Source organism: Rhizobium sp. IY2, from assembly GCF_047532935.1.
In the GTDB taxonomy this organism is placed as follows: Bacteria; Pseudomonadota; Alphaproteobacteria; order Rhizobiales; family Rhizobiaceae; genus Rhizobium; species Rhizobium anhuiense.
The window spans coordinates 14903-33610 of sequence record NZ_JBLKNU010000004.1 but is presented as its reverse complement, the minus strand read 5'-3'; the positions used below and the strand labels follow the sequence as shown (position 1 = coordinate 33610).

Below are 18708 nucleotides of genomic sequence, written 5' to 3'. Positions count from 1 at the left end.
TTAAGCGAACGCCCGCAATCGTCGGATCGTTTCCTCCGCCTCGCCGATCGCCTCCGGCGTTCCCACAGTCAGCCAATGGCCTTCGAGCACCATGCCGAAAAGTCGTCCGCGCGCAATCGCCTTGTCGAAATAGATATTGAGGTTGAAGGCATCCTTCGGCGCATCGTCGAACAGCGATGGGTTCATGGCGATGGCGCCGGCATAGACGACGGGATTGGATGGATCGTCGCGATAACGCGCCAGCCGGCCATCGGCCGCCAGACTGAAGTCGTTCTTGCCGTTGTGACCCGTCGTATCTTCAATCCCAACGCAAAGCAGCGCCATATCCATGCGGTCGGCATCGAAGAATCCGGCTAAGCGTTGCAGGTTCGTCGGCCGCCCCGGCTGTTCGCCGATCCAGAAGAGATCGGCATTCATGACGAAAATATTGTCGCGGGTAAGCAGGTTGAGCCCCTTCGCCAGCCCGCCGCCGGAATTCATCAGCGCGTCACGCTCGTCGGAAATGACGATGTCGAGGCCGCGATAATTCCCGAGATGATCGAGCATCTGTTCGGCGTGGTGGTGAACATTGACGACGGCGCGTTCGACGCCGGCCGCCACCAGCGAATCCAGCGCGTAGTCGATCATCGGCTTGCCGTCGATCTTCACCAGCGGCTTCGGGATCGTGTCGGTGATCGGGCGCATGCGGGTTCCGAGACCCGCGGCCAGTACCATGGCTTGTCTGATGGTCATCCTGATCCGGAACTTATGATTCGCTCTGGCCTATTCCAGCCCTTGCGCACCAATCGCGCAAGGGGGCAAGCGTTTCATGCTCGAGCGCGACATTCAGATAGGCGAGCGTGCGCGGCATGTGTTTCAGATAACCCGGCTTGCCGTCGCGCTGCAACAGCCGCACCCAGAGACCGGCAAGCTTGCAATTGCGTTGCGCCGACATGATCGCCCAGGCCTTCATGAAACCGGTTTCGTCGAAACCGCCCTGTGCGTGGCGAAGCGTCAGATAATCAGCCATCAATTGCCGGAAGAGATCCGGCTCGATCGTCACACGCGCATCCTGGACGATCGAGGCGAGATCATAGGCCGTGGGGCCGATCATGGCGTCCTGGAAATCGATGAGGCCGATCCGTTGGATGCCCTTCGCCTGCGGTCGCCAGATGATATTCGGCGAGTGGAAGTCGCGCAGCAGCAGATTGTTCTCGGCCGATGCAAGCTCATCAATGAGCCTATCCCAGATCGCCAGATAATCCGCCCGCTCTTCTTCCGTTGCCGGTGCTCCCTGACGCTTCCAGGGCAGGTGCCAGTCAAGCACCAGCCGCACCTCCATCTTCATCGCCGTGCGGTCGAAATCAGGAATATGATGGACATGCGCCTTTCCAACAGGAATGTCCTGCGGAAATTTCAGGGCGTGCAGTTTGGCAAGGCAGGCAACGCTTTCGCGATAGCGTTCGACAATAGGCTGGCCCCGGGCATCCAGAACGCCGTCGCTGCCGAGATCTTCGATCAGCAGGATACCCTTGTTATAATCCACCTTGTAGATCTCGGGCGCCGCAAAGCCGTCCTTGCGCAGCACATCGGCGATCGCCACGAAGGGATAGGCGTTTTCGGCGAGATGCGCGACTTTGGGATAGGGCTTGCCGTCGAGAACCGGCGGTCCTTCGGCAAGCGGCGGCCAGTCCATCAGGATGACGCGCTGGTTTTCGGCCTTCGGATAGATCGCCTCATAGGCACGTAGCGAGGCATCGCCGGTCAGGAAGCGACGCCTCGCTTCGGGATGACCAGCATCGTCAAGGAAATCGCGAATCGACAGGACACGACGGATGCGTGAATTTTGCGCACCGGTAGCTCTGATTGTCGCCCGGCGGCCATTACCTTCATGTTCCAGCGTCAGCGCGATGCGCTCCGCAGGCAGTTCGCTCTCGGCCATCTCAGGCCATTCGACGAGACAGATGCCGTTTTGCAGAGCCTCGTCGAAGCCCAGTTCCATCAGTTCGGCCGGATCGCCAAGCCGGTAGAGATCGAAATGAGAAACGGGGATGCGCAGGTCGTAGGATTGCACCAGCGTGAAGGTCGGGCTCGGGACTTCGAGCTCCTCGTCATCGGCGATGGCGCGCAGGATCGCGCGGGCGAGCGAGGATTTCCCCGCGCCGAGATCGCCGGAAAGAGCAAGGCAGTCACCGGCTTTCAGGGCCAGCGCCAAATCTTCGCCGAGGCGGAGGGTGGCCGCCTCGTCTTCCAGAAAAAGCGAGATTGCATCGCCGGTCGTCATTCGGCGGCGGCGGAATGCGGTACATCGACCGAGGGAATACGGCAGACGACGGTCGTGCCATTGCCGGGTTCGCTGTCGATCGTCACGTCGCCATGATGCAGGCTGACGAAGCTGTCAACGATCGAAAGGCCGAGGCCGGCGCCGCCGCGTTTGCCGCTTTTCGCTCCCGTCGCGAAACGGTCGAAGACGGTGGCGATCATGTCAGGCGAGATGCCCGGACCGCGATCGCTGACGGAGAAGACGAAATCCGTGCCGTCGCGATGGCATTCCAGCGAGATCGAGCTGCCTTCGGGCGAGAAATTCGCCGCATTGGAAAGCAGCTTCAGCAGGATCTGTTTCAGCCGCTGCGGATCGGCAACGATCGAGCCGAGATAGGCGGGTGCGGTGATTTCGAGTGCGACGCCGCTTTCCTGGAGACGATCGGCGATCTGCATCGACACGTCGTCGAGCAGATCGTTGAGATCAATATCCGCATAGTTGAGGCGCATGATGCCGGCATCGACGGTCGCAAGGTCGAGAATATCGTTGACCAGCGTCAAGAGAACGGAGGACGAGGTCGAGATGTGGTCGATATATTCGGCCTGCCGTTCGGTCAGCGGGCCGACGCCCGGCGTGCGCAGGAGATCGGTGAAGCCGATGATGTTGGTCAGCGGCGAACGCAGCTCGTAGGACACGTGCTGGACGAAGTCGTTCTTCAGCTCGTCGGCCTTGCGCAATGCTTCGTTCTTCTCGGTCAGCGCGCGCTCGGCCCGCACGCTGTCGGTCATGTTGACGAAGGTCAGCATGGTCTGGGCGTTCGGCAGCGGGATAACGGCGTAGTCGAGCACGAGGCCGGAGAAGAGTTCCAGCGTCCCCTGGCCCGAGCGGCGTTCGTCGTCGAAGCTGGTGATCAGTTCGGCGAAGGCCTTCCAGCCGTCCGGCCGGTCATAAGACGGCGCGCAGGCCTCGCCCAGCGCACGAATATGGGTGCCGGGCTTGGCTTCGGTTTCCGTGATCCCCCAGAGCGCGCGGAAGGCCGGGTTCGAAAGGCGGATGCGTCCGTCAGCGCCAAACACCGCCACACCTTCGGAAAGATGGTCGATCGTTTCGCCCTGCACCTTGACCAGCGTGTTGTAGCGCGTTTCGAGATCGACCTGCTCGGTCAGGTTTTCGAACACCCAGGTGGCGCCGCCCTGGGGATGGGCAGTCGCGAAGACGCGCAGCGTCTGACCGTTCGGCAGGTGCCAGAGATCGGATTGCGTGTCGAGCGCGCGATAGACGGAGAGCGCGGTTTCCTTCCAGCTTTTCCAGTTGAGCTGGTCCGGCAGTTTCTTGGCTGCCCGCAGCCGCTCGAGCAGCTCGCTATTGTCAGGCCGGCCTTCGAGGAAGGCGATATCGAGCTGCCAGAGCGCCACGAAGGCCTGGTTGTAGAATTGCAGGCGGCGGTCGCCGTCGAAAATGGCAACGGGAGTGGCAAGATGATCGAGCGTCTCGGCATGGCTCTTCAGCGTCCGCTCCAATTCGGCGCGCACGGCCTCTACGTCGGACACATCGATCGCGATGCCGGCCGAGCCGCCGGGAACCCTGACGTCGACGACGTCGAAGAATGTGCGGTTGCCGCGCACGACCGTCGAGATCGTGTCGTGGAAGGGCGATTCCGGCGTCGTCGTCGCGCGAATGCGCTCGCGCGCCACGGTCGTCAGCATCTCGCGGCCTTCATTGATCGCCTGCTGCGGCGAGCGCGCTTCGACCGCCTCGCCATAAGCCTGGTTGACCCAGGTGAGGCGCCCCACCGGGTCGCGCTGCCAGGCCGGCATGTCGATCGCGTCGAGCATGGTCTGGAAGGCCGAGATCGAGGTCATCAGCCGGTCGCGCTCGATCCTGAGCTCTGCGAGTTCGGCGCGCAGATTGTTGAGCGCCACGAAACGGACGAAGGCACGCCCGCCGGAAACCCGGCCCTGCGCCTCGAGGATTTCGTCGCGGATGGTTTCGACCACCATGTCGAAGCTCTGTGCCTCGTCGCGCAGCCGATCGATCGCCTTTTCCAGTTCGGAGGCCGAACGTGACTTCAGCCACAGGCCGAAGGCCAGGAATTCGCCGTCCTGCGGCGCGCCGGTCTCGGGCGGAAGCTGGCCGAGCAGTTCAGGGCGGGCATTGCCGTCCCAGATGACGATCCGCCGATTCTTGTCGGCGATCAGAGCCTGGTATTGGGAAATGCGCTGCTGGGCGTCAGAGAGTGCCGAGCGGATTTCCCGGCTCTCGTTTTCCAGATTGCCGCGCTGGCGCACGAGCCACAGCGTCGAAAGCAGTGCCGCCGATATGACGCCGATGACGACGGAAACGCCGACGACTTGCGAGGATGTGAAGAGGTGGGCCGAGGCCGCCGCCTGCTGCTCCGTCTGTGCCAGAACCGGCCGCGCCAACGCGGCAAGCGCGGTACCGGCCGCGCAGGTTTTCAGGAAGCGCGCCAATGGTCCATGCTCTTGCTTTGCGGCCTCGTGTGCCGTTGCAGACTTATATCCTTGGCCTGCCATGAGCGGGCGGCGACCGGCGCAAGCGCCATCATCCGCCTGACCGGGCAGGCTGCTTTTCATTTCCGACATCCGCGGTATGTCTCCGTCCTTCAATGTGCCGCATTACGACAAGACATCCCATTTTCGCAGCGGTCGGACGGGGTCCGGCGCCACGAATCAAGTCTTAAAACAATACTTCGGAAGGGAATCGGCGGGAAGGGAGCGTCCAAAAAATAAGCCGCGGCATTTGTCAATGCCGCGGCTTCTACATCTTGTGGATATTAACGGTCGGATCAATATCTGTAGTGGTCGGACTTGAACGGGCCCTTCGGCGAGACGCCGATATAGGCAGCCTGTTCCTCGGAAAGCTCGGTCAGCTTCACGCCGAGCTTGTCGAGATGCAGGCGCGCGACCTTTTCATCGAGATGCTTCGGCAGGATATAGACCTTGTTGGAATACTGGTCGGGCTTGGTGAAGAGCTCGATCTGCGCCAGTGTCTGGTTGGTGAAGGAAGCCGACATCACGAAGGACGGATGGCCGGTGGCGTTGCCGAGATTGAGCAGGCGGCCTTCGGAAAGAAGGATGATCCGGTTGCCCTTGGGGAATTCGATCAGGTCGACCTGCGGCTTGACGTTGGTCCACTTGAGATTGCGCAACGCAGCGACTTCGATTTCGTTGTCGAAGTGACCGATGTTGCCGACGATCGCCATATCCTTCATCTGACGCATATGGTCGATGCGGATGACATCCTTGTTGCCCGTGGTGGTGATGAAGATATCGGCCGAGGAAACGACGTCCTCGAGCAGGACGACTTCATAACCATCCATGGCGGCCTGCAGGGCGCAGATCGGATCGGCTTCGGTCACCTTGACGCGGGCGCCGGCGCCGGAAAGCGATGCGGCAGAACCCTTGCCGACGTCGCCGTAACCGCAGACGACGGCAACCTTGCCGGCCATCATCACGTCGGTGCCGCGGCGGATACCATCGACCAGCGATTCCTTGCAGCCATACTTGTTGTCGAATTTCGACTTGGTGACGGAGTCGTTGACGTTGATGGCCGGGAAGGGCAGCAGGCCCTTCTGGCTGAGCTGGTAAAGGCGATTGACGCCCGTCGTGGTTTCTTCGGTAACGCCCTTGATGGCATCACGCTGCTTGGTGAACCAGCCCGGCGAAGCGGCAAGACGCTTCTTGATCTGCGCGAAGAGGATTTCCTCTTCTTCGGAATGCGGATGGGACAGCACGTCCTCGCCGGCTTCGGCGCGGGCGCCGAGCAGGATATACATGGTGGCGTCGCCGCCGTCATCGAGGATCATGTTGGAAAGGCCGCCATCGGCCCACTGGAAGATCTTGTCGGTATAGACCCAGTAGTCTTCCAGCGACTCGCCCTTGATGGCGAAGACCGGAACGCCGGCAGCGGCGATCGCGGCTGCGGCATGATCCTGCGTCGAGAAGATGTTGCACGAGGCCCAGCGGACTTCGGCGCCGAGCGCAACCAGCGTTTCGATGAGCACGGCCGTCTGGATGGTCATATGCAGCGAGCCGGTGATGCGCGCGCCCTTCAGCGGCTTTGCCTGGCCGAATTCGGTGCGGCAGGACATCAGCCCCGGCATTTCGGTTTCGGCGATCGTAATTTCCTTGCGGCCGAAATCCGCAAGCCCGATATCGGCGACGACATAATCTTTTTCAGTGCTCATAGAGGTCTCCAGGCTGAAAAACGTCTCAAAATTGGCGCAGGCGCGAAGATGACCGCGCGACGGATGGGCCGCGTGCTCATGCATGTCGCCTGGAAGTGCAGCGGTTCCGGGACAACGACAGGCATAACGACGAAGAGCTAAAATGCGTTGCATGAACCAAGTTCGATGCGAACGCGCGTTAGCGCACGGCATGTCGCCGTTTAGCAGGCTTCGTCTGAGATGGCAATAAGGATATAAAGAAGTCTTTATATGTTTATATGAGCTCGGCCGGAGCTCACATTTCTTCGCCGAACCTGTTCTGGATCAGCTGATCCAGCGCCTCCAGGGCTTCCTCGGCCTGACTGCCGCTCGCCGAGACGACGACGCTAGAGCCGGGGCTGGCCGCAAGCATCATCAGGCCCATGATGGAAGTGCCGCCAACCGTCATTCCATCTTTGGAAACGGTGATGGCTGCATCGAAGGTTTCGACCATCTGCACGAATTTGGCGGAGGCGCGCGCGTGAAGACCGCGCTTGTTGATGATCAGGAGTTCCCGGGAGAGCGATGTCATGAAGGCCCGTTATTTTCCGCTGAGCACACGGCTCGCGACATTGATATATTTCCGCCCGGCTTCGGAAGCCTCCACCAGCGCCTTCTCCATGTTGTTCTCGCCGCGTACGCCGGCAAGCTTGATCAGCATCGGCAGGTTGACGCCGGCAATGACTTCGGTATGGCCGCTGCTCATCACTGATATGGCGAGATTGGACGGCGTGCCGCCGAACATGTCAGTCAGGATGACGACGCCATGGCCGTCATCGGCACCGGAAACGGCTTCCAGAATGTCCTGCCGTCTCTGGTCCATGTCGTCTTCGGGGCCAATGCAGACCGTCTCGATGAATTTCTGAGGACCGACGACGTGCTCGACAGCATGACGAAACTCTTCAGCCAGCTTGCCATGAGTGACAAGCACAAGTCCGATCATGATATTACTGCTCCCATATACGCAATCGGTGGCCCCAATATCGCAATGCAGCAATTACGTCCACCGGTGGGGGCACATCTTGGCTATGAAAAGCCGAAGTGCAAGATAAAAATGCGAATATATAAGGCAGATTGACCAATCCGGAAGGCTTCAATGCCCGATATCGGGTGCTTTCGCCATCAGGATCGCAAGCGGTGCGGAAACACCTGTGAGCAACCGCAATGCGGGAAGCGAAAATCCGGCCGCAAGGCTGACGGTTTCGCCTTCGGGGGGCAGGCGGTTTTCACCGGAAGCGCTGCCCGGAAGCACGGCATAATGCATGGCTGCGCTCGGAATATGATCCTGCTGGACGATGCCGGTGCCGCGAAGCTCGATCAGCCCGGCGATCGACGGTGGACATGTGGCGATGACCGTGCCGGCCTCTCCCGACAAAAGCACCTGGTCGTCGGCGACCAGTGCCGTGAAAAGCCCGAGCCGGCGCGCCTCGGTCATGCAGGTGAAGGCCAGCATCGATTTGCCCCAGCCGGAGGGGCCGCTGAACAAGAGCCCCGTTCTGCCGACGACGATCGCCGTCGCATGAATGTTCAGAGCGTCGGTCATGCGGCGGCGTCGACGGGCAAAGAGAGGATGAAGCGCGCGCCGAGCACATGTCCGCCTTCGGAATCGGTAATGTTTTCGGCTCTCAGCGAACCGCCATGGGCTTCGGCGATCTGGCGGCTGATCGAAAGGCCGAGGCCCGAATTCTGGCCGAAGCCTTCCGATTCCGGACGGTCCGTATAGAAACGCTCGAAGATACGGTCGATATTTTCCGCCTGGATGCCGGGACCATTGTCTTCGATCGTCGTGACGCAGCGCGAACGTGTCCGCACCAGCCGCACGATAATCTTGCCGCCCTTTTCCGGAACGAAAGAGCGGGCGTTCTCGATCAGGTTGGCGATGATCTGGCCGATGCGCAGATCGTGGCCGTTGACCACGAAGCGGGTCTTGACGTTCGGCTTGCGTTCGATCGCATATTCGATCTCCACCTGCTTCTTGCTGCTCCGGACCTGGCGCGAAACCTCGATCAGGTCGCGCAGCAGCACCTCCATGTCGACGGAGCCGGCATCGACGCGGGCGAGTTCGGCATCGAGGCGGGAGGCGTCGGAGATATCGCTGATCAGCCGGTCGAGACGGCGGACGTCGTGCTGGATGACATCCATCAGCCGCTTCTTGGAATCGTCGGAGCGGGCGAGCGGCAGCGTTTCGACAGCGCTGCGCAGCGATGTCAGCGGATTCTTGAGCTCGTGGCTGACATCGGCCGCGAAACTCTCGATCGCATCGATGCGGTCGTAGAGCGCCGTCGTCATTTCGCGCAAGGCGATGGAAAGATTGCCGATTTCATCCTGGCGGGCGGAGAAGTCGGGGATCTCCTCACGCGCCTTGGCGCCGCGGCGCACACGGATGGCGGCGGCCGAAAGGCGGCGCAGCGGATTGGCGATCGTCGAGGACAACACCAGCGAAAGCAGCACGTTGACGAGCGTCGCGACGCCGAAGACGCGCATGATGGCAAGCCGCTCGGCATGAACGATATTGTCGATGTCGCCCGCCTGTGTCGACAGCAGCAGCACGCCGAGCACGGCGCGGAAGCGCTGGATCGGCACGGCGACGGAAACGATGAGCTCGCCTTTTTCGGTCGTGCGCACGACCGCCCCGCGCACGCCGGTCAGCGCGTTCATCACCTCGGGATAGATCGAGCCGTCGCCACCCGGCGCCTCTTTGTAGACCGGCAGATTGCCGGGCTGCAACGCCTTGTTGAACAGGGTCGCGAACCACTCGCTCCAGGTCTGTTTCTCCTCTTCGACCGGCGGCAGATCGAAGCGCAGCACCTGCCCGCGCGAATAGAGATGGCGCGAATCGAGCAGCAGATTGGCGTCGGCATCGAAGATGCGGGCGCGCGTGCGCGTCGGAGAGATCAGCCGGCGCAGCACCGGGGCAACCTTCTCGGGGTCGATTGGGAATTCCAGGTCCTCGTCGTTCGGCACCGGGGTGATGCTCTGACCGGCCTGCAGCTCGAGCAGCTTCTGCGGATCGATGGTGATCGAGTTGGTATCGACCGACGCGGAAGCCGAAACGGCGCCGGCGATGATCTCGCCCTGCGTCAACAGGCTCTCGACGCGGGCGTCGATCAATCCCTCGCGAAACTGGTTGAGGTAGAGAATGCCGCCGACGAGAACCAGCAGCGCGGCCAGATTGAAGAACAGGATACGCCGCGTCAGGCTCGAAAACACCGCATTGCCGAAGATGCGGCGGATCAGCGTGAAGGGGTGCGACCAACGGCGGCCTCGGACGCGACGGGTGCTCACGCCCTCCGCATCGTCCAGATCCCTTTCCTGCACCAACTGTGCCAATGACAGGCCCTTTCGAAGGGCGGGGCCGGATGGAACCGGCCCGCTGCCCTCAACAATTCCCACAGCGCCGCGCGTCTTTTCAGACGCGCAAAAGGCGCTGCAACAGTTTGAACCGCTGCATATTTTATTCTTGGATCGGCTCCAAGGAATTATGCAGTCGCGCCGCGCCGTTTAGGCTCAGGCTGCTTCGCGGAAGCGGTATCCCACTCCGTAGAGTGTTTCAATCATATCAAAGTCGGTGTCGACCATCTTGAATTTCTTGCGCAGCCGCTTGATGTGGCTGTCGATGGTCCGGTCGTCGACATAGACCTGTTCGTCATAGGCCGCGTCCATCAGCGCGTCGCGGCTTTTGACGACGCCGGGGCGCTGCGCCAGCGAATGCAGAATCAGGAATTCGGTCACCGTCAGCGTCACGGCCTCACCCTTCCAGGTGCAGGTATGGCGTTCCTGGTCCATGACCAGCTGCCCGCGCTCCAGTGAGCGGGCCTGCTGCACCGCGCCGGCCTTCGGCGCGCCGGCGGGGCTGGTGCCGGCGGCAGCGGCTTCACGGCTGGAGGCGCGGCGCAGGACGGCGCGCACGCGCTCGACCAGCAGGCGCTGCGAAAATGGCTTGGTGATGAAATCGTCGGCGCCCATCTTCAGGCCGAACAGCTCATCGATCTCCTCATCCTTGGAAGTGAGGAAGATGACGGGAATATCCGACTTCTGCCGCAGGCGGCGCAGCAGCTCCATGCCGTCCATGCGCGGCATCTTGATGTCGAAGATCGCCAGCTGTGGCGGTCGCGCCAAAAGGCCGTCGAGCGCCGAGGCACCGTCCGTATAGGTCTCGACCTTGTATCCTTCGGCCTCCAGTGCGATCGACACAGAGGTAAGGATGTTGCGGTCGTCATCAACGAGCGCGATTGTCGGCATGGTGTTGGTCTCCGTCATCAGTGCGCAATCTCCCGGATTTTGCTCTCCCCAGGCGGTCTCAATGACCGGATGCGCTTATGGAGGATAAAGGTGGAACAAATTGTGGCAAAGATAAAGGGGAAGATTGTCGTAAAATTCGCCGGCAATCTTAAGTGGTGCGGCAAAATGTTTAAACGCGGCTCCTTAAAACGATTTAAAATGTAGGCCATAAATTTAAATCGATTAAATATTTGATATTACTGCACTTTCTCAATTTCTACATCTTGTGTTTTAAAATTTCTGCCCGTATTTTCGCGCTTAGTTTTAACGGCAACGAGCCTGAGCGAAGGGAACTAGCCATGGAAATGTTCGGAGTTCATAACCCGGCAACAGAGCTGGCAACGGTTGGATTGGGCGGCGCAGCCAGCGCTCGCTACAACTTTTCCGCCGCCGCGCTCTATGAAGAAGCGATCCGCCGGGGCGAAGCCGAACTGACCGCTCAAGGTGCACTGCGGGCTATCACCGGCCAGCACACCGGCCGTTCGCCGCGCGACAAGTTCGTTGTTCGCGATGCCAATACCGATGGCGAGATCTGGTGGGACAACAACAAGCCGCTCTCGCCGGAACATTTCGCCCTGTTGCGCGACGATATGCTGGCGCATGCCGCGGGCAAGGAACTCTTCGTCCAGGACCTCGTCGGCGGTGCCGAGGAAGGCCACGCCCTGCCGACCCGCGTCGTCACCGAATTCGCCTGGCATTCGCTGTTCATCCGCAATCTGCTGATCCGCCCCGACGCTGCAGCGCTCCCCACCTTCGTGCCGAAGCTGACGATCATCGATCTGCCGAGCTTCAAGGCCGATCCGGCCCGCCACGGCTGCCGTTCGGAAACGGTGATCGCCTGCGATCTCACCAACGGTCTCGTCCTCATCGGCGGCACGTCCTATGCCGGCGAAATGAAGAAATCGGTCTTCACCGTGCTCAACTACCTGCTGCCGGCCAAGGGCGTGATGCCGATGCACTGCTCGGCCAATGTCGGCCCGGACGGTGACGCGGCGGTCTTCTTCGGCCTTTCCGGCACGGGCAAGACGACGCTTTCGGCCGATCCGGCCCGGACGCTGATCGGCGACGACGAACACGGCTGGAGCGAGAATGGTATCTTCAACTTCGAAGGCGGCTGCTACGCCAAGACCATCCGCCTCTCGGCCGAGGCCGAGCCGGAAATCTATGCGACGACGCAGCGTTTCGGCACTGTACTGGAAAACGTCGTGCTCAACGAAAGCCGCGAGCCGAATTTCGACGACGGGTCGCTGACCGAGAATACCCGTTGCGCCTATCCGATGGATTTCATCCCGAACGCCTCGGAAACGGGCCGCGCCGGGCACCCGAAGACGATCATCATGCTGACCGCCGATGCCTTCGGCGTGATGCCGCCGATCGCCCGATTGACGCCCGACCAGGCGATGTATCACTTCCTCTCCGGCTACACCGCCAAGGTGGCCGGCACCGAAAAGGGTGTCGTCGAGCCGGAAGCGACCTTCTCGACCTGTTTCGGCGCCCCGTTCATGCCGCGGCATCCGGCCGAATACGGCAATCTGCTCAAGGAGCTGATCAGCCGTCATGGTGTGCAATGCTGGCTGGTCAATACCGGCTGGACTGGCGGCGCCTATGGCACCGGCAAGCGCATGCCGATCAAGGCGACACGTGCGCTTCTCGCTGCCGCTTTGGCCGGTGAACTCGGCAATGTCGAATTCCGTGCGGATCCGAATTTTGGCTTCGCCGTGCCGGTCTCGGTCAACGGCGTCGATGGCAGCATTCTCGATCCACGCTCGACCTGGGCCGACAAGGCAGCCTATGACGCGCAGGCCGAAAAGCTGGTCTCGATGTTCATTGCCAACTTCGCCAAGTTCGAAAACCACGTCGACGGCGGCGTCCGCGATGCAGCCCCCGGCGTGAAGGTCGCCGCCGAATAAGGCGCGCAAGCAATTCCAGCAAAAGTGTGCAGCCGCTTTGCGTCCGGAATTGCGCTAAACAGACTCCCTGACTCACGTGAAACCCGGCATCGCAGGATTGCCGGGTTTTCCTTGATGCCGGCCGATATTTTCAATTCATCGTCGATGTGAGATAGAACGCCGCATGGCCAGCGACGCGCTCTATATCGATGACAGGATCACCATCGCGGGATGGGAGCTGACGGAACAATTCGTTCTGGCGGGTGGTCCCGGCGGGCAGAATGTCAACAAGGTCTCGACGGCGGTCCAGCTGTTCTTCAACATTCCGAATTCGCCGTCCCTCAATGATCGCGTGAAAACCAACGCGATCAAGCTTTCCGGCCGGCGTCTGTCGAAGGACGGCGTGCTGATGATCGAGGCGAGCCGCTTTCGCAGCCAGGACCGCAACCGCGAGGACGCGCGCGACCGGTTGAAGGAACTGATATTGGAGGCCGCCAAGCCGCCGCCGCCGCCGCGCAAGAAGACCAAACCGACCAAGGGTTCGGTCGAACGCCGCCTGAAGGAAAAATCCGGCCGCTCGGAAGTCAAGAAGATGCGCGGCCGCCCCGGCGGTAGTGAATGACATGCCGGTACTCCTGACCGGCATCCGCCATCTCCCCGGCTATCTCGACCGCGCGCGTCAGGAGGCATTGGTCGAGGTAATCCGCGCTGTCGTCGCCGAAGCGCCGCTTTACGTGCCCGCCATGCCCGGCACCGGCAAACCGATGTCGGTGCGCATGACCAATTGCGGGCCGCTCGGCTGGGTGACGGACAAGGAGCGCGGCTATCGTTACCAGCCGATGCATCCGGCGACCGGCAGGCCCTGGCCTGATATGCCGCAGCAACTGCTCGATATCTGGAATGACGTTGCCGGTTACGACAAACCGCCCGAAGCCTGCCTCGTCAATTTCTATTCCGACGACGCGCGCATGGGCCTGCATCAGGATAAGGACGAACAGGATCTCAAGGCCCCGGTTGTCTCGCTTTCGCTCGGCAACAGCTGCCTCTTTCGCGTCGGCGGTCTCAGCCGCAATGACCGCACCCTATCTTTCAAGCTTTCGAGCGGTGATCTGGTCGTGCTCGGCGGCGAGGGGAGACTGTGTTTCCATGGCGTCGACCGCATTCACCCGGCGACGTCGACGCTCCTGAAAAATGGCGGCCGCATCAATCTGACGCTGCGCCGCGTCAATCCCTGAAGCTGATATTCGGAATAGAATCGTCTGCTATAGTTTTCGCAGCGCGACCTGTTCGATCAGATGATCCTTGCCCTTTTTCAGGATGAGATCGGCGCGCGGACGCGTCGGCAGAATGTTCTGGCGCAGGTTCTTCAGGTTGATATTCGCCCAGAGATCCTCGGCGATATTAAGCGCTTCCGCGTCGCTGATCGAGGCGTAGCGATGGAAATAGGAATTCGGATCGCGGAAGGCCGTCTCGCGCAGCCGCATGAAGCGCGTCACATACCAATTGTGGATCTGATCTTCCGCGGCATCAATATAGATCGAGAAGTCGAAGAAGTCGGAGACCATCGGTACGATCTTGCCGCCGGCAGGCAGATCGCGCGATTGCAGCACGTTGATGCCCTCGAAGATCAGGATGTCGGGCCGGTCGACGATCTTGTATTCGTCCGGCAGCACGTCGTAGACGAGGTGCGAATAGCTGGGCGCCTTCACATCCGGCTGCCCCGCCTTGATTGCCGAGAGGAAGCGCAGGATCGCCGCTGTGTCGTAGCTTTCCGGAAAGCCCTTGCGCTGCATCAGCTTTTCCCGCTGCAGCACGGCGTTCGGATGGAGGAAGCCGTCGGTGGTGACGAGATCGACCTTCGGGCTGGAAGGCCAGCGCCCCAGAAGCTCCTTGAGGATACGGGCCGTGGTTGATTTGCCCACCGCGACCGAGCCGGCGATGCCGATGACGAAGGGCGTCTTCGTCACATCGGACAGGCTGAGGAAGCGGTTGCGCTGTTCAAATAGCATCTGCGAGGATTCGACATGCGCCGAAAGCAACCGCGACAGTGACAGATAGATGCGCCGGACCTCGTCGAGATCGATCGGATCGCCCATCGAACGCAGCCGTTTGACCTCGTCGCCAGTCAGCGTCAACGGCGTGTCGGCGCGGAATTTCGCCCATTGTTCGGAAGAGAAGAAGTGGTAGGGCGAATAGGATTCCGACTGGAAGTGATCCAACGTTTCCGGCACCCCGATAATCTCAGTCGCGATACTCATGAACTCTGCCGGCTGGCCTTTTCCTTGAGGCCGGACTGCGCGGTTCTGCGCTCGAGTTCGGCCATGACATTCTCTAACGGTATTTCAGCAATCTTCAATACGACCAATAGGTGATAGAGCACATCGGCGGCCTCATAGGTCAGATTGTCGCGGTCGCCGGTCACCGCCGCCATCACGGCTTCGATCGCTTCTTCGCCGAGCTTCTTTGCCGCTTTCGGCTGGCCGGCGGCCACGAGCTTGGCTGTCCAGGATTGCTCCGGCGAGGCTTTCGACCGCTCTGCGACAATGCTTTCGAGATCGGAAAGGGAAAATCCGCTCATAGGTCCGCTTTCAAGGTTCAGTCGAGACGCATGTCGATGCCGCACTTCGACATATAGTGCTTCGCCTCGCTGACGGAATAGGTGCCGAAATGGAAGATCGACGCGGCGAGCACGGCATTGGCATGGCCCTCCTTCACCCCGGCGACCAGATCGTCGAGATCGCCGACTCCGCCCGACGCGATCACCGGCACACGCACCGCATCGGCGATCGCCCGCGTCAGTTCCAGATCGTAGCCGACCTTGGTGCCGTCGCGATCCATCGAGGTGACCAGCAACTCGCCGGCGCCGCGCGCCACCATCTTCTGGGCGAATTCGACGGCATCGATGCCGGTCGCGTTGCGGCCGCCATGCGTATAGATTTCCCAGGCGCTGAGATTGTCGCCGCCGACCGCCTGCGTGCGCCGGCGCTTGGCGTCGATCGAAACGACGATGCACTGGTCGCCGAACTTGTCGGCGGCTTCAGCGACGAAGTCGGGATTGCTGACGGCTGCCGAATTGATCGACACCTTGTCGGCGCCGCACAGCAAAAGCTTGCGGATATCGGCGATAGCACGCACGCCGCCACCGACCGTCAGCGGCATGAAGCATTGGTCGGCCGTGCGCGACACGACATCGAAGATCGTCTCGCGATTGTCCGAGGAGGCGGTGATGTCGAGGAAGCAGAGTTCGTCGGCGCCGGCCGCATCATAGGCCTTCGCCGCTTCGACGGGATCGCCGGCATCGACGAGGTTGAGGAAGTTGACACCCTTGACGACGCGGCCGTCCTTGACGTCGAGGCAGGGGATGACACGGGCCTTGAGGGTCATTTACGCGGTCTCCTTCGCCCGGGCCGCTTTGATCAGCGCCAGCGCTTCCTTGGGATCGATACGGCCGTCATAAAGGGCACGGCCCGAGATCGCCCCTTCCAGCTTGCGTGCATCGGGTTCCAGCATGCGTCTGACATCGTCGAGCGAGGCAAGGCCGCCCGAGGCGATGACGGGAATGGAGACGGCATCGGCAAGCTCCAGCGTCGAGCTCCAGTTGATACCGGTCAGGATGCCGTCGCGGTCGATATCGGTATAGATGATCGCGCTAACGCCGGCGCCCTCGAATTTCCTGGCGAGCTCGACGATGCCGAGTTCGGAGGCCTCCGCCCAACCCTCGACGGCCACTTTGCCGCCCTTGGCGTCGATGCCGACGGCGACATGACCAGGAAATTTCCGGCAGGCTTCGATGACCAAAGCCGGATTTCTGACCGCGGCGGTGCCAAGAATGACGCGCCGCAGCCCGCGCGACAGCCAGGCCTCGATATGATCGAGTGTGCGGATGCCGCCGCCGAGCTGCACCGGATTGTCAGTTGCCTTCAGGATCGCCTCGACGGCATCGCCATTAGCCGAATGTCCCGCGAAAGCGCCGTCGAGATCGACCACATGCAGCCATTCGAAACCCTGGTCTTCGAAGGATCTCGCCTGGGCGGCCGGATCGGTGTTGTAGACCGTCGCCTGTTGCATGTCGCCGAGCTTCAGGCGGACGCATTGGCCGCCCTTCAGGTCGATCGCGGGAAAAAGGATCATGTCGTCTTACGTCCGTAGAGTGGTCGGTACCATCAGCGCATTCCACGCATCTACGATATCCGAGCGGAAAAAGACAGCGGCAATGGTGGCCGCGCCGAAAAGCAAAAGAAGGAGCAGGATGACGGCAAAGCCGGCCCGGACCTGGCGCCAGAAGCCGAGGCGCCTCTTCATCGATTTCTCGATTTCGCGCACCCGGTGCAGTGCTTCGCTGTTGACTGCGGTGAGCCGGATTTCAGCCTCCATCGCCTCGACATAGGTCTCGGCATAACTCGACAGGATCTGCGAGGCGCGATCGCGCAGCGTGTTGCGCAGGTCGGTGGAGAGATAGTTGCTGCTGACGGCGGCAAGCTCGGCCTCGTTGGGCGAACGGCCGGCGTTGCGCTTGCGATGGCTGAGGACGAAATCGCGCTTCTGCCGCTCATAGAGTGCATAGGCAAGCAGGCCGATCAGGTCATCCTCGCCCTCGATATAGAATTCCAGCACCGCTTCAGTGACGTCGCCGGCGTTGACGCCGTTGGCGCGCAGCAGCGAATTCTCGTTGCCGGCAAGAAATTCATGGATCATCGGTCCAGCCTTTCTTTCAACACCTTGGCCGCATTGGAGAGCGCTTTCTTATGGATGGTTTCGTCGACACGACGAATGATCGTTCCGTCGGGAAGCCGAATATCCGAGAAGGGCGGCAGGCCTTCCCTGGAGGGTCTCAGCGTGTAGAACACCTTGCCTGATTTCCGCGAAGTCGGCATCGAGCGCACTCCTGTTCCGCCGTTTCCATAAAGGGGAAATAAGGCGGCGGTATTACGGGTTCCAGCGCAGGAAATTGGCGATCAGCGCCAGGCCGAGCTTCTGGCTCTTTTCCGGGTGAAACTGCGCCCCGACCATGTTGTCGCGCCCGACCAAAGCGGTCATCGGGCCGCCATAGTCGACGGTCGCGATGACATCCTCAGCGTTTTCGGCGGCAAGATGGTAGGAATGCACGAAATAGGCGTGCAGCCCCTGCGAGCCGGTGGGAATGCCGTCGAAGAGCGGATGTTCGCGTTTCAGGTCGAGCGTGTTCCAGCCGATCTGCGGGATCTTGAGCGTAGGATCGTCAGGAGTCATTTCGATGACGTCACCGGGAATCCAGTTAAAACCATGCGTCACGGTCTTCTCGAGGCCGCGCGAGGACATGAGCTGCATGCCGACGCAAATGCCGAGGAACGGCCGTGCCTTCTTCTCGACAGCCTCGATCAGCACCTCGGCCATCCCAGGCACGGCATCGAGGCCGCGCCGGCAATCGGCATAGGCGCCGACGCCGGGAAGCACGATGCGATCGGCCTCGGCAACATCCTCCGCCTTGTCGGTGAGATTGATATGCGCATCGATACCCGCCTCACAGGCCGCTCGCTCGAAAGCCTTGGTCGCCGAGCGCAGATTGCCGGAGCCGTAGTCGATAATCGCGACGCGCATCGTCAGCGTCCTCCATCAAAACCAAAGAGACCAAGCGATGTGGCTTGGCCGTGCGGGCTGTTCGAACGGGCCTTGTTGTCCCAGTCCGGTGCCGCGGTGTCGTCACTCGCCGCGACGCCCGTCCTGTCTGCGAAATAGACCTGCTCGGCAATGCCGATCGTATCGGCTGCAATGAGCGCGTCTTCGTTCCAGCCCTTGGCGGCAAGGCTGCGAATACGGAAGTTCTGGCCCTCGAGACCGACCAGCATATTCACGCCAAGCATGATTGCCGCTCCCGCCGGCCCGAGGCCCGGTTCGTCCATCAGCGCCCCGCCAATCCCCTGCAGCAGAAAGGCTGCGGCCGCATGCAGCCACAGCCGATGCGCCAGCAGCCAAGCCCATGGAAACAGGAAGCCGAGCAGCGTGAAGCCGTCACGGATGGTTCGCGTCTCGTTGACCGTGGCGCTCGAGCCGCCAGGCGGTGTCAGGAAAATATAGCTGGATGTCATTGTCGC

General features: G+C 61.2%; 20 protein-coding genes. 3 read left to right on the top strand and 17 right to left on the bottom strand.

Going from position 1 to position 18708, the window contains the following annotated elements:
* The 9 genes from ACMUVN_RS15985 to ACMUVN_RS15945 all read right to left on the bottom strand — a co-directional run bounded on the left by ACMUVN_RS15985 (nt 1) and on the right by ACMUVN_RS15945 (nt 10709).
* A complete protein-coding gene (locus ACMUVN_RS15985; RefSeq protein ID WP_097544611.1) occupies nt 1–732 on the bottom strand; it encodes a nucleotidyltransferase family protein in 732 nt (243 codons plus the stop codon).
* Nucleotides 733–745: 13 nt separating this feature from the next.
* Nucleotides 746–2263, bottom strand: a complete 1518-nt coding sequence (tsaE, locus tag ACMUVN_RS15980; protein ID WP_097544612.1) for a tRNA (adenosine(37)-N6)-threonylcarbamoyltransferase complex ATPase subunit type 1 TsaE — start codon at nt 2261–2263, stop codon at nt 746–748.
* Nucleotides 2260–4845: an ATP-binding protein gene (locus ACMUVN_RS15975; RefSeq protein WP_414815277.1), complete on the bottom strand. Its 2586-nt coding sequence runs from the start codon at nt 4843–4845 to the stop codon at nt 2260–2262. Before ACMUVN_RS15975 ends, tsaE begins: the two co-directional genes overlap by 4 nt.
* Before the next feature lie 203 nt (nt 4846–5048).
* Nucleotides 5049–6449: an adenosylhomocysteinase gene (gene ahcY / locus ACMUVN_RS15970; RefSeq protein WP_047616091.1), complete on the bottom strand. Its 1401-nt coding sequence runs from the start codon at nt 6447–6449 to the stop codon at nt 5049–5051.
* Nucleotides 6450–6723: 274 nt separating this feature from the next.
* The gene (locus ACMUVN_RS15965) at nt 6724–6999 is read right to left on the bottom strand and encodes an HPr family phosphocarrier protein (RefSeq protein WP_003544133.1); all 276 of its coding nucleotides are present in this window, start codon (nt 6997–6999) and stop codon (nt 6724–6726) included.
* 9 nt (nt 7000–7008) lie between these two features.
* Entirely contained in the window at nt 7009–7410 is a 402-nt protein-coding gene (locus ACMUVN_RS15960) for a PTS sugar transporter subunit IIA (protein ID WP_003544139.1), read from the bottom strand.
* A gap of 150 nt (nt 7411–7560) precedes the next feature.
* The gene (locus tag ACMUVN_RS15955) at nt 7561–8010 is read right to left on the bottom strand and encodes an HPr kinase/phosphorylase (protein ID WP_414815276.1); all 450 of its coding nucleotides are present in this window, start codon (nt 8008–8010) and stop codon (nt 7561–7563) included.
* Nucleotides 8007–9797 (bottom strand): sensor histidine kinase, encoded by a 1791-nt coding sequence (locus tag ACMUVN_RS15950; RefSeq protein ID WP_048338405.1) that lies wholly within the window; start codon nt 9795–9797, stop codon nt 8007–8009. The genes ACMUVN_RS15955 and ACMUVN_RS15950 overlap by 4 nt, the downstream gene beginning before the upstream one ends.
* Nucleotides 9798–9974: 177 nt before the next feature.
* A complete protein-coding gene (locus tag ACMUVN_RS15945; protein WP_188947094.1) occupies nt 9975–10709 on the bottom strand; it encodes a response regulator transcription factor in 735 nt (244 codons plus the stop codon).
* A 338-nt stretch (nt 10710–11047) separates the two neighbouring features.
* Here ACMUVN_RS15945 and ACMUVN_RS15940 point away from each other — a divergent pair, with 338 nt between their 5' ends.
* From ACMUVN_RS15940 to ACMUVN_RS15930, 3 genes are all read left to right on the top strand, one after another.
* Entirely contained in the window at nt 11048–12658 is a 1611-nt protein-coding gene (locus ACMUVN_RS15940; protein ID WP_097544617.1) for a phosphoenolpyruvate carboxykinase, read from the top strand.
* A gap of 163 nt (nt 12659–12821) precedes the next feature.
* Nucleotides 12822–13259: an alternative ribosome rescue aminoacyl-tRNA hydrolase ArfB gene (arfB, locus tag ACMUVN_RS15935; RefSeq protein ID WP_047615978.1), complete on the top strand. Its 438-nt coding sequence runs from the start codon at nt 12822–12824 to the stop codon at nt 13257–13259.
* A gap of 1 nt (nt 13260) precedes the next feature.
* The gene (locus ACMUVN_RS15930) at nt 13261–13872 is read left to right on the top strand and encodes an alpha-ketoglutarate-dependent dioxygenase AlkB family protein (RefSeq protein WP_097544619.1); all 612 of its coding nucleotides are present in this window, start codon (nt 13261–13263) and stop codon (nt 13870–13872) included.
* Nucleotides 13873–13899: 27 nt separating this feature from the next.
* Here ACMUVN_RS15930 and coaA read toward each other — a convergent pair whose 3' ends face one another.
* The 8 genes from coaA to ACMUVN_RS15890 are packed head-to-tail and all read right to left on the bottom strand — an operon-like array spanning nt 13900 to nt 18702.
* On the bottom strand, nt 13900–14895 hold the full coding sequence (gene coaA, locus ACMUVN_RS15925; protein ID WP_047615979.1) for a type I pantothenate kinase: 996 nt from the start codon (nt 14893–14895) through the stop codon (nt 13900–13902).
* On the bottom strand, nt 14892–15215 hold the full coding sequence (locus ACMUVN_RS15920; RefSeq protein ID WP_017962659.1) for a phosphoribosyl-ATP diphosphatase: 324 nt from the start codon (nt 15213–15215) through the stop codon (nt 14892–14894). Before ACMUVN_RS15920 ends, coaA begins: the two co-directional genes overlap by 4 nt.
* Before the next feature lie 17 nt (nt 15216–15232).
* Entirely contained in the window at nt 15233–16021 is a 789-nt protein-coding gene (gene hisF, locus ACMUVN_RS15915) for an imidazole glycerol phosphate synthase subunit HisF (protein ID WP_047615982.1), read from the bottom strand.
* On the bottom strand, nt 16022–16768 hold the full coding sequence (gene hisA, locus ACMUVN_RS15910) for a 1-(5-phosphoribosyl)-5-[(5-phosphoribosylamino)methylideneamino]imidazole-4-carboxamide isomerase (protein ID WP_414815275.1): 747 nt from the start codon (nt 16766–16768) through the stop codon (nt 16022–16024).
* A gap of 6 nt (nt 16769–16774) precedes the next feature.
* Nucleotides 16775–17332: a hypothetical protein gene (locus ACMUVN_RS15905; RefSeq protein WP_063473903.1), complete on the bottom strand. Its 558-nt coding sequence runs from the start codon at nt 17330–17332 to the stop codon at nt 16775–16777.
* A complete protein-coding gene (locus ACMUVN_RS15900) occupies nt 17329–17511 on the bottom strand; it encodes a hypothetical protein (protein WP_063473904.1) in 183 nt (60 codons plus the stop codon). Before ACMUVN_RS15900 ends, ACMUVN_RS15905 begins: the two co-directional genes overlap by 4 nt.
* Nucleotides 17512–17563: 52 nt before the next feature.
* On the bottom strand, nt 17564–18214 hold the full coding sequence (hisH, locus tag ACMUVN_RS15895; RefSeq protein WP_414815274.1) for an imidazole glycerol phosphate synthase subunit HisH: 651 nt from the start codon (nt 18212–18214) through the stop codon (nt 17564–17566).
* A 2-nt stretch (nt 18215–18216) separates the two neighbouring features.
* The gene (locus ACMUVN_RS15890) at nt 18217–18702 is read right to left on the bottom strand and encodes a DUF2628 domain-containing protein (RefSeq protein WP_048338401.1); all 486 of its coding nucleotides are present in this window, start codon (nt 18700–18702) and stop codon (nt 18217–18219) included.
* Nucleotides 18703–18708 lie beyond the last annotated feature (6 nt).